Annotated in this window: 13 protein-coding genes and 1 tRNA gene; 7 read left to right on the forward strand and 7 right to left on the reverse strand. The window is 61.7% G+C overall.

Annotation, left to right across the window (positions count from 1 at the left end; translation table 11 throughout):
* Positions 1–108: 108 nt before the first annotated feature.
* Positions 109–1242, forward strand: a complete 1134-nt coding sequence (locus tag ACIPSK_RS18560; RefSeq protein WP_162118264.1) for a Fic family protein — start codon at positions 109–111, stop codon at positions 1240–1242.
* Between the two features lie 14 nt (positions 1243–1256).
* Here ACIPSK_RS18560 and ACIPSK_RS18565 read toward each other — a convergent pair whose 3' ends face one another.
* From ACIPSK_RS18565 to ACIPSK_RS18580, 4 genes are all read right to left on the reverse strand, one after another.
* Positions 1257–2036 carry an SDR family NAD(P)-dependent oxidoreductase gene (locus ACIPSK_RS18565; protein ID WP_162118263.1) on the reverse strand — a complete coding sequence of 260 codons (780 nt, stop codon included), beginning with the start codon at positions 2034–2036 and terminating at the stop codon, positions 1257–1259.
* Positions 2037–2507: 471 nt separating this feature from the next.
* On the reverse strand, positions 2508–3776 hold the full coding sequence (locus ACIPSK_RS18570) for a type II toxin-antitoxin system HipA family toxin (RefSeq protein WP_162118262.1): 1269 nt from the start codon (positions 3774–3776) through the stop codon (positions 2508–2510).
* The gene (locus ACIPSK_RS18575; protein ID WP_162118261.1) at positions 3773–4003 is read right to left on the reverse strand and encodes a helix-turn-helix transcriptional regulator; all 231 of its coding nucleotides are present in this window, start codon (positions 4001–4003) and stop codon (positions 3773–3775) included. Before ACIPSK_RS18575 ends, ACIPSK_RS18570 begins: the two co-directional genes overlap by 4 nt.
* Before the next feature lie 368 nt (positions 4004–4371).
* Complete coding sequence (locus ACIPSK_RS18580; RefSeq protein WP_162118260.1) at positions 4372–4977, reverse strand: TetR/AcrR family transcriptional regulator; 606 nt, start codon at positions 4975–4977, stop codon at positions 4372–4374.
* Positions 4978–5087: 110 nt separating this feature from the next.
* Here ACIPSK_RS18580 and ACIPSK_RS18585 point away from each other — a divergent pair, with 110 nt between their 5' ends.
* The 3 genes from ACIPSK_RS18585 to ACIPSK_RS18595 all read left to right on the forward strand — a co-directional run bounded on the left by ACIPSK_RS18585 (position 5088) and on the right by ACIPSK_RS18595 (position 9595).
* Entirely contained in the window at positions 5088–5774 is a 687-nt protein-coding gene (locus ACIPSK_RS18585; protein WP_162118259.1) for a PspA/IM30 family protein, read from the forward strand.
* Positions 5775–5823: 49 nt separating this feature from the next.
* The gene (locus ACIPSK_RS18590) at positions 5824–6105 is read left to right on the forward strand and encodes a YiaA/YiaB family inner membrane protein (RefSeq protein ID WP_162118258.1); all 282 of its coding nucleotides are present in this window, start codon (positions 5824–5826) and stop codon (positions 6103–6105) included.
* 94 nt (positions 6106–6199) lie between these two features.
* The gene (locus ACIPSK_RS18595; RefSeq protein WP_446532954.1) at positions 6200–9595 is read left to right on the forward strand and encodes an acyl-[ACP]--phospholipid O-acyltransferase; all 3396 of its coding nucleotides are present in this window, start codon (positions 6200–6202) and stop codon (positions 9593–9595) included.
* A gap of 425 nt (positions 9596–10020) precedes the next feature.
* Here the strand turns inward: ACIPSK_RS18595 and ACIPSK_RS18600 are convergent, their stop codons facing one another.
* Positions 10021–10329, reverse strand: a complete 309-nt coding sequence (locus ACIPSK_RS18600; RefSeq protein WP_162118256.1) for a hypothetical protein — start codon at positions 10327–10329, stop codon at positions 10021–10023.
* Positions 10330–10508: 179 nt separating this feature from the next.
* On the opposite strand from ACIPSK_RS18600, the gene dinB reads away from it, so the two are divergent.
* Entirely contained in the window at positions 10509–11597 is a 1089-nt protein-coding gene (gene dinB, locus ACIPSK_RS18605; RefSeq protein WP_162118255.1) for a DNA polymerase IV, read from the forward strand.
* 88 nt (positions 11598–11685) lie between these two features.
* On the opposite strand, the gene ACIPSK_RS18610 is transcribed toward dinB, so the two are convergent.
* Positions 11686–12021, reverse strand: a complete 336-nt coding sequence (locus ACIPSK_RS18610; RefSeq protein WP_162118254.1) for a DUF982 domain-containing protein — start codon at positions 12019–12021, stop codon at positions 11686–11688.
* A gap of 683 nt (positions 12022–12704) precedes the next feature.
* On the reverse strand, positions 12705–13112 hold the full coding sequence (locus tag ACIPSK_RS18615) for a hypothetical protein (protein ID WP_162118253.1): 408 nt from the start codon (positions 13110–13112) through the stop codon (positions 12705–12707).
* A gap of 262 nt (positions 13113–13374) precedes the next feature.
* On the opposite strand from ACIPSK_RS18615, the gene ACIPSK_RS18620 reads away from it, so the two are divergent.
* Positions 13375–13451: transfer RNA gene (locus ACIPSK_RS18620), tRNA-Pro, on the forward strand.
* A gap of 640 nt (positions 13452–14091) precedes the next feature.
* On the forward strand, positions 14092–14256 hold the full coding sequence (locus ACIPSK_RS18625) for a hypothetical protein (protein WP_168724903.1): 165 nt from the start codon (positions 14092–14094) through the stop codon (positions 14254–14256).
* The last annotated feature ends 208 nt before the right edge of the window (positions 14257–14464 follow it).

Below are 14464 nucleotides of genomic sequence, written 5' to 3' on the forward strand. Positions count from 1 at the left end.
ACTTGTCTATCAATATCTGCATTTTTTGATAGACAAACGCCGTTGAGTTGATCATGGTGCAGACAAGGCTATTTGCCTTGCAAATTTCGCGAAATCTGGAAGTCAAATATGGTCCAACATCCTCTCGACCTATCGGATGCTGTAGAATACCACTACGATCAGTTTCCTCCAGAGAGGATTGATGCCAACCAGCTTATAATGCCGATCGCCTCGGCATCAGCCGCGCTTGCCCGTTATGATCAGATGCTGAAAGGCATGCACAATAGTGAAATCCTGCTTGCGCCATTGCGCAATCAGGAAGCTGTCGTCTCATCCCGAATGGAAGGAACCGTAAGCACTCTCGACGAAGTCCTACGGTATGAGGCAGATCAGGAGGAAAGCGGTAACGAGCCGGAAGGCCATTATCGGAATGAAGCGATCGAAGTCTTCCTCTATAGCCGAGCCCTGACTGCGGCGCAGCGCAGCATCGAGCAAGGCGCGCCCCTTTCAAGCTTCCTTATCAAGAGCGCTCACAAGGTTCTGCTCGGCTTTGGTCGAGGTGCACATCTTTCTCCCGGTGAGTTCAAGATCGAACAAAATTACCTGGCCGACCGCATGCGCCGCAAAGTGCATTTTGTCCCGATGCGCCCGGAGCAGCTTAATGATGGGATGGAGCGACTTTTCTCGTTCGTCGAGGATAGGAATTGGCAGATACTGATCAAGACGGCCGTCGCCCACCTTGAGTTTGAGGCATTGCATCCTTTTAAGGACGGCAATGGCCGAATCGGGCGAATGCTCATCACCCTAATGCTATGGAAATATGGAGCAATATCCGCTCCGCACTTCTATATCAGCAGCTATTTCGAAGATCGACGCGACGAATATATAGACGGGATGCGCGAGGTTTCGAAATCAGGTGCGTGGACCGAGTGGATTGTGTTCTTTCTAGAGGCGCTTGAAACCCAGGCGAATAAGAACCTTGCGACCGCAGAACGGATTCGTGATCTTTACGACGAGCTCCAGCGGGAATTTCCGCAGATCCTCACATCTCAATGGAGCACCTCGGCGCTCGACTTTTTGTTCTCGCGTCCCGTGTTCCGGAACAATGTATTTACAAGCAAATCGGGGATTCCGGAAGCAACTGCACACCGGTTCACGCGCATCCTGGTCGAGAAGGAGCTGGTTAAGACATTGGAGCCCTCCGCAGGCAGGCGTCCGGCTCTATACAGCTTTGAGCCGCTGCTGCGAATTGTTCGCGAATAGGCGCCGGCTGCGCCTCACCCGCGCTCTTCAAACAACCGGACACCAGTCAACTCCGCAAGCTTCTCCACCAGCGCCTCCTGAAACCCCACATCACCAACCTCCGCCGCCGCCTCCCGCTGCTGGCGATGATACCAATACCCACCGCTGACCTTCGCGGCTCCCGCATCGCTCGTCGCAAGCCATGTCTGCGTAAGATGCCCCATTTCAAGATTATCGGGCGCGCCGGCACCGCCCATCTTGGTCGGCACCCAGCCAGGATCCACGGCATTGCTTAGAACATCCGGCCAATGGCGGGCGACGGCGGCGGCGAGGGTGGCGATGTAGAGCTTGCTTTCCGAATAGGCCTGGCTGGCGTTCCACGGCCGCTTCTTCCAGTCGATATCGCCAAGGGCGCTGCTGCCGCCGCGGTGCATGCCGCTGGTGAGATAGATGAGGCGATCGGGGCGGGTGATCCAGGCGGTGAGCAGGTAGGGGGCAAGCACATTCACCGCCAGCGTCTTGGCGTGACCTTCCGGCGTTTCGCCCCGGCTGCGCTCGAGGTAGATGCCGGCATTGTGGATGACGGCGTCCATGCGGCCGATGGTGTTGACCTGAAGGGCGATCGATCGCGTTTCGACGGCGCTGGCGAGATCGCCGATCACGATGCCGAGCGCCGCAGCCGAAATTTCGGAGATATCGGAGGCGCGCTCGCTGGAGCGGGCATGCAGCACGACCTCGTGGCCCTCCTTCATCAGGGTGCGGGCGGCGGCAAGGCCGAGGCCATCGGTGGAACCGGTGATGAAGATGCGGCTCATGAGGTTTCCTTTCGCGGTCGCGTGGAGGGCGTCTGTCAATCAGCTCAATGCGGGAGTTGGGGTGTGGGTTCCTGGGGTTGGTCGATATGTAGGCGGTTCGGACCGATCTAAGACCCCTCCCCAACCCCTCCCCACAAGGGGGAGGGGCTAGCCCAGCATCACCGCTTTGCCCGAGATCATCTCGTCGTTTGCCGATCTGGAGTTTTGGGAGATGCGGTGCGGCAGGTTAAGCCCCTCCCCCTTGTGGGGAGGGGTTGGGGAGGGGTATTTGCCCCGCAAGCGGGGGTCCGAAGAAGGGGTGCCGGCAGGTGGACGAGGGCTTTTTAGGCGGAGATTTCAGCGCTTTGACTCGAAGCTCATGCAGCACTCATCGGCAGCGGCATGGATCCTCGGGGCAAGCCCGAGGAGGACGGAGAGTGGGGAGAGGCGACCGGCCAGAGGCGCGACGTCGGGCGTCGTTTCCCGTTTCCCTCAACCTTTTAACGTCAACCTCGCTGTCTCGGCCCGGTCTGTTATCACGCCGGCGATCGCGTCGATCGGGTCTCGATCGGGCGATACGTCTGCCAACTCATCGGCGACCTTGCCGGTCAATGTCAGCACCTTGTCGCAAAGCTCGTTCACGCGGCGGCGCAACAGCGGAGTGCCGATGCCGGCTTCTTCCGCAAAGGCCTTCCAGCCCTCGGCATCCATTTCGGCCAGTGTGGCGCACTTGCCGATTCTCATCGCCAGCCTTGGCGACAGTTCCGGATAGATCACGGTGGAGACGAGGTCATAGAGTCTTGCCAGCCGCGGGCCTTGGCTATCGTAGAGGATGGAGAAGTTCTTGCCGTGGGCATCGGCATTTCCGGCGATCAGGTTGAAGATGGCCGCGTCCAGCAGCCTCAGCACGTCGACAGCCGGCCTTGCCGAAATCCGTCTTATGAGATCGAAGCAATCCTTGAAGGCCGGCCCGCCTTCACTCGCATATTTCGTTTCCGGGGGTACGTTGAGTGCCTGGCAGAAATCTTCCTGATGGATGCGATGAACCAGGCCGCCGGCGCCGCGCACGCGGTCATATCGTTCGACCAGAAGGAACGGGCGTCCCTGCACATATCGCGGTTCGACGGCCGCGACATCGAGCCCGATGGCGGCCGCAAGCCTCATCACGAAAGCTTCGTTCTCGGTCGTCGCCTTGAAGCGAGCGATCGGCGGCTTCAGAATATGGGTTGTGGCCTGGCCGGGCAGGGGAAGCCCGATCCGGCCATCGACCAGAACAACCGGCAGTTTGGACTGCGCGCCGGCGAGCGACAGTCTGAGGCCCTCCTCACCGGCCAGCAGAGGCCGCACGGGCAGCGCCTCCAACACGGCAACGATGCCTGCTTCGTCCAGGGGCACGAGCTGGCGATCGGCAATCGGCCCCGTCCCCGCCGGTGCTTCACCTCCGGCAAGCAGTTGCAGCGCACCGGCGACATCGCCGCCGAGGTGATCGAGAAGCGCAAAGTCATTGGCGGGAGACACGCCCAAGGCCCGTGCTGCGGCCAGGCGCTGGCTTTCCTCGGGCAGCAGGCCGGCGAAAAACGGTCGGCATTCCCGGCGGGTAAATCCCTCCGCTCGTTTCGGCAGAGAGGCCGAGAGCGGTAGCGTTTTGTCATCGTCCAGCCAGGCTCGCGCATAGACAAAGCCGATATCGCCGTGTCTGTCCTGCGTGAATTGACCGACAATGCGGCCGCCCCACCAGACGTTGAGAAGCCTTGATGTCATCGCCTGCGCTCGCCGGGAGCCAGAATGTCGAGGGAGCAGCCAAGCGTTTGCAGAACCTGCAGGACTTTGCCGATCTGCGCCGTGGGCTTGCCGGCTTCGAGGTCGACGATAAAGCGAAGCCCGACACCGGCAACGCCGGCAAGCTCGTCCTGCCGCAGATTTTGCTCCTTGCGGGTGCTTCGAACCAGGGCGCCGATGTCGGCTGGACTCTGTACGTGTTTTGGCATGTGGTTTTCCCGATCGGGAAAATATAGCGAATGCGGAGACGGTGTCCAGAGAAATTTACCGATCGGGATATTTCGAGGGATGCGGAGCGGGTTGATGCACCAAATTTCCCGCTCGGTAAGATGGCGAGTGGCGCTTCGTAGCTCTCTCCTCATGAGGATTTACGGCCCCCTTCGTGCCTGGCTGCCCCTCACCCTAACCCTCTCCCCGTAAAAACGGGGAGAGGGGACGTGCCATACGAGACGCGAGAGAGGGACGGAGAGGTTGCGGCATATCCCCTTCGCCCCGTTTACGGGGAGAAGGTGCCGGCAGGCGGATGAGGGGCTGGTCTCGCCGATCTCCTGAGCCCGGACCAAAACACTACCCCCCATCACCTCCGCCGCTCCGCCCCCGCCGCGATCGTCTGCACCAACTCATCCACCTCCCGCGCCAGCCGCTCCAGCGGCAGGCCGACGAAGCGGCCTTCGAGGCTGATGCTGACGACGCCGTGCACGGCGCCGAACAGCGTGCGGGCGCGGATGGCGCGGTCTTCGGGCGGCATGTCGGGTTGCAGTTCGGCCAGCGGTTCGGCGATCACGTCCATCAGGAAGAGGTGCTCGTTAAGATGCCATTGCGGCGTCGGGCTCGATTCCGGCGGGAAGTGGTCGAACAGCGCCTTCCAGAGGTTCCGGTGCTCGACGGCGAAGGCGAGATATCCCTGCGCCAGGTTGCGCAGCCGGTCGGTCGGTGGCTTGTCGCGGGTCTCGGGCAGGGTGAGCCTCGCCTCCAGCGCCTTCAGCGTGGCGGAGTTGACGTGGATGACGAGCTCGGCGAGATCGGAAAAGACCGTGTAGAGGCCGCCAAGCGCGCAGCCGGCATCCTGGGTGATGTCGCGAGCCCGGAGATTTGCCAGCCCGTCCTTGGCGATCCGCTCGCGCGCCGCCTCGATCAGCCGGGCCTTCAGGTCTTCGCGTTTTTCTTCTCGCCTGCCGGCCATTAACCATTCCCCTTCGATTTTTGAACGTCGTTCAAAATTTATCTTGAACGACGTTCATGATTCTGCCATAACAGCGCTCGTGAACAACGTTCATAAACCGGAGGAAGGAAATGTTCAAACTGATTTCCATTTTGTTGCGGGGCAGGGCGCATGATGCCGAGCAGGCTTTTGCCGACTGCCACGCCGTGCCGCTGCTTGCCCAGCAGATCCGCGATGCCGCCCAGTCGATCCAGTCGGCCCGCCGCAGCGTGGCGGTCGCCATCGCCCAGAACGAACAGGAGAAGGGGCAGCATGCAACGATCGTTGCCCGCATCGCCGATCTCGAGACCCGCGCCTCCGCCGCATTGGCGAAGGGCAATGAGGGCCTGGCCCGTGAGGCGGCCGAGGCGATCGCCTATCTCGAAGCCGAGCGCGATGCGTCGGAGAAGGCGCAGAGCCAGTTCACCCAAGCGATCGACAAGCTGAAGGGCATCGTCCGCGCTTCGGAGGCAAGGCTGCAGGAGCTGCAGCGCGGCGAGCGGCTGGCGCGCGCCACGCAGGAGGCGCAGAAGCTTGACGTGGTTGTTGCCGGCCCGGGCCTGGCGACGCTCGACGATGCCGAGGAGACCCTAGCCCGCCTTCGCCTGCGCCAGAGCCAGAATGAGCTGACGGCCGCCGCGCTGAAGGACATGGAAGGCGCCATCCGCCCGGCCGGCATCATCGAAAAGCTTGCCAATGCCGGCTTCGGCGCGCCGCTGCGCTCCTCTGCCGATGATGTGCTGGCGCGGCTGAAGAGCCGCATCACGCCTGCTGCCTGAAACCGCATCCATCCAAGCATTCATCCATCGAACCATAGGGACAAAGACAATGAACGACAGTTTCCAGAAACATTCCGCCAGCTGGGTCAGCTTCTCCTACATCTCCTTCGGCTCGGCCGCCTTCATGCTGGCGCTCGGCCTCTACATGATGCCGCTCGATCTCTGGGGTAAAGGCTATCTCGCCATGGGCATTCTGATGCTGGTGCAGACCACGGTGAACGTCACCAAGACGCTGCGCGACAACGCCGAATCCGAGAAGCTGATCCGCAAGGTCGAGGATGCCCGCACCGAAAAGCTGCTCGTCAAGTTCAATCGTAGCGATGAAGATTGACCTTCCTTAACCACAGCGCAGAGTTGTTGACGCATTCAACTTTTGCGTAACAACTCTGTGGCCTTCTCGTGTCAGCCGAAAGAGGAACACCGCCGTGCAACACAATCTGATGACCTCAAGGAAATTCGCGCCGCTGTTCTGGACCCAGTTCCTCACGGCCTTCAACGACAATTTCCTCAAGAACACCCTGGTGTTCCTCATTCTCTTCAAGATGTCGGCAAGCGAGGGCGCCGCCCTGGTGACACTCGCCGGCGTTATCCTCATCGTGCCCTTCCTGCTGCTGTCGGCGCTCGGCGGCGAACTCGCCGACAAGCATGACAAAGCTGAGATTGCCGAACTGCTGAAACGCTGCGAGATCGCGGTCGCCGCCGTTGCCGTCGTCGGTCTGGCATTCTCCTCCATCTTCGTGCTGATGGCGGCGCTGTTCGGCTTCGGCGTCGTCTCGGCGCTGTTCGGGCCGATCAAATACGGCATCCTGCCCGATCATCTCGAACGCCGCGACCTGCCGAAGGCCAATGCCTGGATCGAGGGTGGCACCTTCATCGCCATCCTCGCCGGCACGATCATTGCCGCCTTCGCCTTCTCCGGCGGCGACAATGTGCTGATCTTCGGCACGATGATGATGGGGCTTTCGGTGCTCTGCTGGCTGGCCAGCCGGATGATCCCGCCCACCGGCTCCAAGGCGCCGGATCTCGAAATCGACCGCAATGTCATCCGCTCCAGCTACACCCTCGTCATGGAAATCCGCCAGGACAAGCGCCTGTGGCGTTCGGCGCTGATGAATTGCTGGTTCTGGCTGGTCGGCGCCTTCGTCCTCTCCATCCTGCCGACCATGGTCACCGAGCTGCTCGGCGGCTCCGAGATCGTCGTGCCGGCCTATCTCACCGTCTTTGCCATCGCCGTCGCTGTGGGATCGGCGATTGCCGCCTGGATGTCCTCCGGCCGCATCGTGCTGCTGCCGGCCCCTGTCGGCACGGCGCTGCTCGGCCTCTTCAGCCTCGATCTCGCCTGGAACCTCTGGGGCCTGGCTTCGGTGAGCCATGCAACGACGATCGCCACCTTCTTCGCTGGTCAGAACACCATCCGCGTCGCCATCGATCTCGCCGGCATGGCCATCTCGGGCGCCTTCATCGCGGTGCCCACTTTCGCCGCCCTGCAGACCTGGGCGCATGAGGACCGTCGCGCCCGCGTCATCGGTGCCGCCAATGTGCTGTCTGCCCTGTTCATCACCGTCGGCCTCGGCCTCGTTGCCGCCGTCCAGGCGATGGGCGCTTCCATCCCTCAGATCCTGATCGGCCTCGGCATCATCAATTTCGCCGTTGCCTGGCTGATGCTGAAGACGCTGCCGACCAATCCCTTCCGCGATTTCATCTCGATCCTGTTCCGCGCCTTCATGCGCCTCGAAGTCGAGGGTCTGGAGAATATCAAGAAGGCCGGCCGCGCGCCGATCATTGCGCTCAACCATGTCAGCCTGCTCGACGGCGCCTTGGCGCTTGCCATCACCGAGGAAGAGCCCACCTTTGCCGTCGATTACAAGATCGCCCAGGCCTGGTGGGTGCGCCCCTTCCTGAAGATGTGCAAATTCCTGCCGCTCGACCCGACAAAGCCGATGGCGACGCGTTCGCTGATTAAGGTGGTGCAGGACGGCAACCCGATCGGCATCTTCCCCGAGGGCCGCCTGACGGTGACCGGCACGCTGATGAAGGTCTATGACGGTGCGGCCATGGTCGCCGACAAAACCGGCTCGATGGTCGTGCCGGTGAAGATCGACGGGCTGGAGAAGAGCTATCTCTCCTATCTCGACAACGGCAAGATCCGCCGCCGGCTGTTTCCCAAGGTCAAGGTCACCATTCTCGAGCCGGTAAAGCTCGACGTGCCGCCGGAGCTGAAAGGCCGCAAACGCCGCACGGCGGCAGGTGCTGCCCTCTACCAGGTGATGTCGAACCTCTTGTTCCAGACCGCCGATACCTCGTCGACAGTGCTCGATCGCGTCATCCGGGCGGGCCACGAATTCGGCATGAAAAAGCTTGCCGTCGAAGATCCGGTCACCGGCCGGCTGACCTATGGCAAGCTGCTCGCCGGTGCTGCCGTGCTCGGCGCCAAATTCCGCACGATGTTCCCGGAACAGAACCTCGGCGTCATGCTGCCGAATGCCAATGGCGCTGCCGCCACGCTTTTGGGCGTGATGACCGCGGGCAAGGTGCCGGCCATGCTGAACTTCACCGCGGGTGCTGCCAATATCCTCTCCGCCTGCAAGGCCGCCGAGGTCAAGCATGTGCTGACCTCGCGCGCCCTCGTCGCCCAGGCGAAACTCGGCCCCGTGATCGCCGAGATGGAAAAGCAGGTGACGATCGTCTGGCTCGATGATCTCCGGGCCGAAATCTCATTCAAGGACAAGATCATCGGTCTTCTCCGCAAGAGCCGGCCGCTGGTCAAGCGCCGGCCGGACGATCCCGCCGTGATCCTCTTCACCTCGGGCTCCGAGGGCACGCCGAAGGGCGTGGTGCTGACCCACCGCAACATCCTGTCGAACGCCGCACAGGCGGCTGCCCGCATCGATTTCCACAGCGGCGACAAGGTGTTCAACATCCTGCCGGTGTTCCATTCCTTCGGGCTGACGGCCGGCACCGTGCTGCCGCTGATCTCGGGCGTGCCGGTTTATTTCTATCCGTCGCCGCTGCATTACCGCATCGTGCCGGAGCTGATCTATGTCTCCAACGCCACGATCATCTTCGGCACCGACACCTTCCTCAACGGCTATGCCAGGACGGCGCATCCCTACGATTTCCGCTCGATCCGCTATATCTTCTCCGGCGCCGAGCCGGTGAAGGCCGCGACCCGCCAGACCTATATGGAAAAATTCGGCCTGCGCATCCTCGAAGGCTACGGCGTCACCGAGACGGCGCCGGTGATTTCGATCAACACGCCGATGTACAACAAGTCTGGCACGGTCGGCAAAATCCTGCCGGGCATGGAATGGAAGCTCGAACCGGTGCCCGGCATCGATGAGGGCGGAAGGCTGCATGTGCGCGGCACCAATGTCATGGCCGGTTATCTCCGTGCCGAAAAACCCGGCGTGCTCGAGCCGCTCGCCGACGGCTGGCACGATACCGGCGACATCGTCACCATCGACGAGGACGGCTTCGTCAAGATCCGCGGCCGCGCCAAGCGCTTCGCCAAGATCGGCGGCGAAATGATCTCGCTCGCCGCCGTCGAGACGCTCGCCGCCGAGCTCTGGCCGGGCGCTCTCTCGGTCGTCTCCTCGATGCCCGACGCCAAGAAGGGCGAGCGCCTGGTGCTGCTTACCGACGCCCCGACCGCCACCCGCACCGAATTCCTCGCCTTCGCCAAATCCAGGGGCGCCATGGACATGATGGTGCCGGCCGAGGTCAATATCGGCAAGGTACCGGTGCTGGGTTCCGGCAAGGTCGATTTCGTCGCGGCGCGGAAGTTGGCGGAAAGTGCGGTGCAGCCGGGGGAGGCGGCGTAGGCGTCGTGTGGCAGGCCTCAGGCGCAAACCGGAATTGTTGCAGGCGCGTTGCAAGACCCCTCCCCAACCCCTCCCCACAAGGGGGAGGGGCCAAGCCGTGGTCCCGGCGGCGACCAAAGGAGAGGTCCTGCCGGCTGTTACCGTTAGTTTGGTACGATGCGGGGTCACGTGAAGCAGTGCGGCACGTTAGCCCCTCCCCCTTGTGGGGAGGGGTTGGGGAGGGGTCTTGAGACGGGCGCCGGCGCGGTGATCCCCCGCAGGATCGACAGGCAGACGCTGTCGAAATCGCTTTCGACAACTGGCTGCGCGTCTTTGCGCTGACCTGGAAGAACAGCCCGTCATCGTGAGGCTAGGACGATTTCGTCGCGCGGCTGGTCGTCTTGAAATTGCGCTCGGCGCGGATTTCGAGAGATTATCGGCCGCGCTCAGCGGCTCGATACACGCACTGCGCCGGCAGCTCGGAGACTGCGCTGGACGGCGGCGACCTGTCTGGATGCGATATCCACCGAGACCTCGATCTCGCCTTCGAGTGGCGCATCGCGACGGGCGCCATCGTCATGAGAGGCATCCCCGCCTGATGGCGCCGAGCCGGCGCTGTTCCGGTCGCTTGCCGACTGGATAAAGATGTCGGGCCTCGAAATCCCATGCTGCTGAACCAGATGTTCGACCGCCAGGTCGGCGGCTTCGCGTGTTTCGAACCTGGCTCGGATCGTGGTCGTGCTGTCGTCCGCCATTGGCTGCCTCCTGATATCGATGTCCACAGGATGAGAACGCCTTGGGCGGCTGGTAGTTTCGACGGCGGTCCCGGCCGCCGACTGGAATTGTTGATATCGCATTCCGAGCCTGCTATGTTCTGTTTTTGTTTCGGCGCGCAATGTCAGAGGCCGATCCCATCGCGATCGCTGAAACCGCCATGAACGAGACAAGCTCACCCCCCATCCGGAAAATCGTCCATGTCGACATGGATGCTTTTTATGCGTCGGTCGAGCAGCGCGATAATGCGGACTTGCGCGGCAAACCGATTGCCGTCGGCGGGTCGGCCGCCCGGGGTGTGGTGGCGGCGGCGAGCTATGAGGCCCGCAAATTCGGTGTTCACTCGGCAATGCCGTCTGTGACCGCCAAGCGCAAATGTCCTGACCTGATCTTCGTGCCGCCGCGCTTTGCCGTCTACAAGGCGGTGTCGCAGCAGATCCGTGAGATCTTTGCCGAATACACGCCGCTGATCGAGCCGCTGTCGCTCGACGAGGCCTATCTCGATGTGACGCAAAATCTGAAAGGCATGACGATCGCCACCGAGGTGGCTCTGGAGATCCGCGCCAAGATCAAGCAGGTCACCGGCCTCAACGCGTCGGCCGGGATTTCCTACAACAAGTTCCTTGCCAAGATGGCAAGTGACCTCAACAAGCCGAACGGCCAGGCTGTCATCACGCCGAAGAACGGGCCGACTTTCGTCGAGCAGCTTCCCGTCCGGAAATTCCATGGCGTCGGACCGGCGACCACCGAGAAGATGCATCAACTCGGGATCGAAACAGGCGCCGATCTCAAGGAGAAGACGCTGGAGTTCCTCGTCGAGCATTTCGGCAAGTCGGGGCCCTATTTTTATGGCATCGCCCGCGGCATCGACGAGCGCCAGGTCAAGCCCGACCGGGTGCGTAAATCCGTCGGCGCCGAAGATACCTTCTCAGAGGACCTCCACGCCTTGGAGCCTGCTCGCGAAGGGCTCCAGCCGCTGATCGAAAAGGTGTGGGCTTACTGCGAGGCCAACGGCATCGCCGCCAAGACAGTGACGCTCAAGGTGAAATATGCCGACTTCAGCCAGATCACGCGCAGCAAGACGGTTCTGGCACCCCTGCCGGCAATCGCCGACCTCGAGGATCTGGTCAACCTGCTGCTCGCGCCGATCTTTCCGCCGCGAAAGGGCATACGGCTGCTCGGCGTCACCCTCTCCTCGCTGGAAGGACGAGCACCGGCAGCGGAACCGCAGCTGCGGCTGACTTTTTAGACCGTGGCGCCGCATTACCGAGCGCCAATTCGAACGCCTCATCCGACTCTTCGCTGACATCCTGAGCTTTGCTCGCGCTCTCCTCGCGTCAATGCGCCTGGCGTCTTTGATATCGGTCGCCAACCTGACGCGCCGGTCTGGGCGGATGCGCGGCGGGTTTGGCCTTCCAGGGGGCCAGCACCGTCGGCATGCCGGCTTCCAGGCAGGCTGCGACAAAAGCCTCCCGCGCGACCATGCTTGGTATGATGCCGTTGAGGGCGCCGCGACACGTCTTCACCGCCCGATCATGGCGCTCTCCATGACGCAGCGGCCACTCGTTCTCGAGAAAATCCAGGGCGTCGTAGACGCTTGTGAAGGCGCGCTCCAATCCGCACTGCAACCGGAGTCTCACCGGCCGAACCCATGGGACATCGTTCAGCGGCATTTTTTCCTCCTTTCACGCCACCAATGATCCTGATCGAAATGATATTGTGGGCGACAGCGGACCGTTCAAGAGCCTAGGACCAGCCCAATTTTTGATCGGCGCGATGACGCAACCTTGCGTCTCCGGCTGCCGCAGGCGCCCGGTGCCCATCCTTGAACGACCGCGACGATCGTCCGTCGCCGCGTTGGATTTCATCCACCCGGATATCCCCGATTTCGAGCCGGGCCGGAACCTCCTCGGACCTCCGAAGTTTGCGGGACGAGGAAATTCCACATGCATCTGATACGCCAAATCCAAGGGCGCCATGGACATGATGGTGCCGGCCGAGGTCAGGATCGGCAAGGTGCCGGTGCTGGGTTCGGGCAAGGTGGATTTCGTCGCGGCGCGGAAGCTGGCGGAAGCTGGGGTGCAGGCGGGGAGGCGGCGTGAGGGCGTAGCTTATGAGATTGTTGAAAACTCAGCCCCTCACTGTAACCTTACCGGGGTCGAGCCACGTGTCTCGCCCCGTCCTGCAGACCCCCGTAAACGGGGCGAGGGGACGTGCCCTGCCAGAGGTTGGTGTGGAACGGAGAGGTCGCGGCGTTGTCCCTTCGCCCCGCGAGCGGGGAGAAGGTGGCGGCAGCCGGATGAGGGGCGGCTCTCGGCACCAAGCAACAATGGCCCCGTGCCGAGGAAACCGTCCGTTACTTCTGTTCGGGCGCCAAAAACTCTGCGCAATAGGACGGGCCGTCGACGCCGGGGATGTCGGCGACGGTGCGGATGTCGCGGATCGTGTAATCGGAGTTGGTGGTGATTTCGGCCTGGCAGCGCAGATAGGCGGTGCGGGCCGACGCGATCTGCTTGCCGCGCTTGCCATCGGCGCCTTCGGCATATTTCGCCGGGATGCGCAGGGTCTTGTAGCCGCCCCGCCAGGTATAGATGGTGCTCGAGCCTTGCTCGCTGTCGCTGATCGGCGGCCCGTAGGCGGCAAAGAAGACGCCGGCCGATTTGCCCACCCAGCGGGCCTCGATCGGATTGCCGGCGGAAGGAATGGTCGTGCATCCGGCAAGCGCAATGGCAAGCCCGGCCGCGGTCATCATGCGGAAATTCATCGTGTCGTCCCTGATCTCTAGCGCATTGGCTGGCAAGCCGCCCCCGTGAGCGGTTTCGCCTGTCCCGTCTGCCCTTTAGCGCGGAACCCGGCAAAAGAAAATTGCCCCATTGAGACTTAAGTTCGATTTGCGGCAGGTGTGTCTTTTTGCTGCAGCCGCCGACCTCCCAACCTGTCACAACCCCGTCAAAATTTCCGCCGGCTTTTTGGAATTTGGTGCTTGTGCAACCAGATAGGCTGTTCTATAGAAGCGCCGCTGGTCACGGAGTGTAGCGCAGTCTGGTAGCGCACCACGTTCGGGACGTGGGGGTCGAGTGTTCGAATCACTCCACTCCGACCAGTCTGAAGCCCCGCTCCGGCGGGGTTTTTCGATTCTGCGGATCTCAGCCAAAATTCCCCAGGATTTCACCATTCGATTCATGCGACACGCTTTAGCTCTTGGTTTTATGCATGTCGGCATCCCAGAACAGCACACTTCCTGGATGGGCACGGTTCAACCGCGGCGACCGAAAGCCCGTCCTTCCCTTCGTTATGCTTTTTCTGCAGGAAAGTTATAACCAGGCGCGGCTGAACAGGAACGGTGCATCGGCTCCGTGAGGCGCAGAACCTGCGTGTGGCATCATCGCCAAATCCTGCCGCGTCCCTGGCCGTCCTCGCGCCTTGCGCGCTATGGATCAAAAAGAAGCCCCGCCGGAACGGGGCAAATTGGGAACGGACGGATCGCACAGGAAGGAAGGGTTGGCGTACGGCCCCGTCACAAGAGGGGCACCTGTGCGATCCTTTTGAACTAACCCATTGATACTCGGAAAAGTTCCTGTGCGGTTCCGCACCAATCGTCAGCTGGATCGCTCGTCGCACCAGTCGTTCCGCCGCTTCGGTCACAAGCCGTGAAAAGCCAGCGCCTGAAGGATTGCAGTCGGCACCTTGTTTCATTCGAATAAGAGCACATTTCGATGGAGTAAGCGTCGTCAGGAAAACAAATGGCTTACGAGCCTGATATGGCCATCGTCTTCGATAGCGTGACAAAGGCGGTGATCGTCAGTTTCCGCGGCGTCACGGTCTATCTGCCAGGTCCTTACGTTGACCGAAAGGCGGCGGTCCTGACCGCCGAAGCGCATTGCCGCCGACTTGGCTGGCGAGATTGATTGCGGCTTTTAGCAACGATCCGCAAAAGGCAGATATTTATTTTGTGAATCGCTCGTCCTTTCGCAATGAGCGCGCATGCCGAGGCAAAATGTGCTAGGGTCTTTGGCCGGTATCGAAAGGCCGCTGCCGGTTTATCGCCGCTGATCATCAACAATTTCAGCGGCTTATGTGCGGTTTTGTCATAAACGCACACTTCCCCGGGACCTA

This window comes from Rhizobium sp. LARHSG275 (assembly GCF_052871115.1).

What these genes read in the sequence shown, in the direction of transcription:
- ACIPSK_RS18600 (WP_162118256.1), bottom strand. Translation starts at nt 10,329, where the DNA reads ATGGCGGACGACAGCACGACCACGATCCGAGCCAGGTTCGAAACACGC.
- ACIPSK_RS18570 (WP_162118262.1), bottom strand. Translation starts at nt 3,776, where the DNA reads ATGACATCAAGGCTTCTCAACGTCTGGTGGGGCGGCCGCATTGTCGGT.
- ACIPSK_RS18625 (WP_168724903.1), top strand. Translation starts at nt 14,092, where the DNA reads ATGGCTTACGAGCCTGATATGGCCATCGTCTTCGATAGCGTGACAAAG.
- ACIPSK_RS18615 (WP_162118253.1), bottom strand. Translation starts at nt 13,112, where the DNA reads ATGAATTTCCGCATGATGACCGCGGCCGGGCTTGCCATTGCGCTTGCC.
- dinB (WP_162118255.1), top strand. Translation starts at nt 10,509, where the DNA reads ATGAACGAGACAAGCTCACCCCCCATCCGGAAAATCGTCCATGTCGAC.
- ACIPSK_RS18610 (WP_162118254.1), bottom strand. Translation starts at nt 12,021, where the DNA reads ATGCCGCTGAACGATGTCCCATGGGTTCGGCCGGTGAGACTCCGGTTG.
- ACIPSK_RS18575 (WP_162118261.1), bottom strand. Translation starts at nt 4,003, where the DNA reads ATGCCAAAACACGTACAGAGTCCAGCCGACATCGGCGCCCTGGTTCGA.
- ACIPSK_RS18580 (WP_162118260.1), bottom strand. Translation starts at nt 4,977, where the DNA reads ATGGCCGGCAGGCGAGAAGAAAAACGCGAAGACCTGAAGGCCCGGCTG.
- ACIPSK_RS18560 (WP_162118264.1), top strand. Translation starts at nt 109, where the DNA reads ATGGTCCAACATCCTCTCGACCTATCGGATGCTGTAGAATACCACTAC.
- ACIPSK_RS18590 (WP_162118258.1), top strand. Translation starts at nt 5,824, where the DNA reads ATGAACGACAGTTTCCAGAAACATTCCGCCAGCTGGGTCAGCTTCTCC.
- ACIPSK_RS18585 (WP_162118259.1), top strand. Translation starts at nt 5,088, where the DNA reads ATGTTCAAACTGATTTCCATTTTGTTGCGGGGCAGGGCGCATGATGCC.
- ACIPSK_RS18565 (WP_162118263.1), bottom strand. Translation starts at nt 2,036, where the DNA reads ATGAGCCGCATCTTCATCACCGGTTCCACCGATGGCCTCGGCCTTGCC.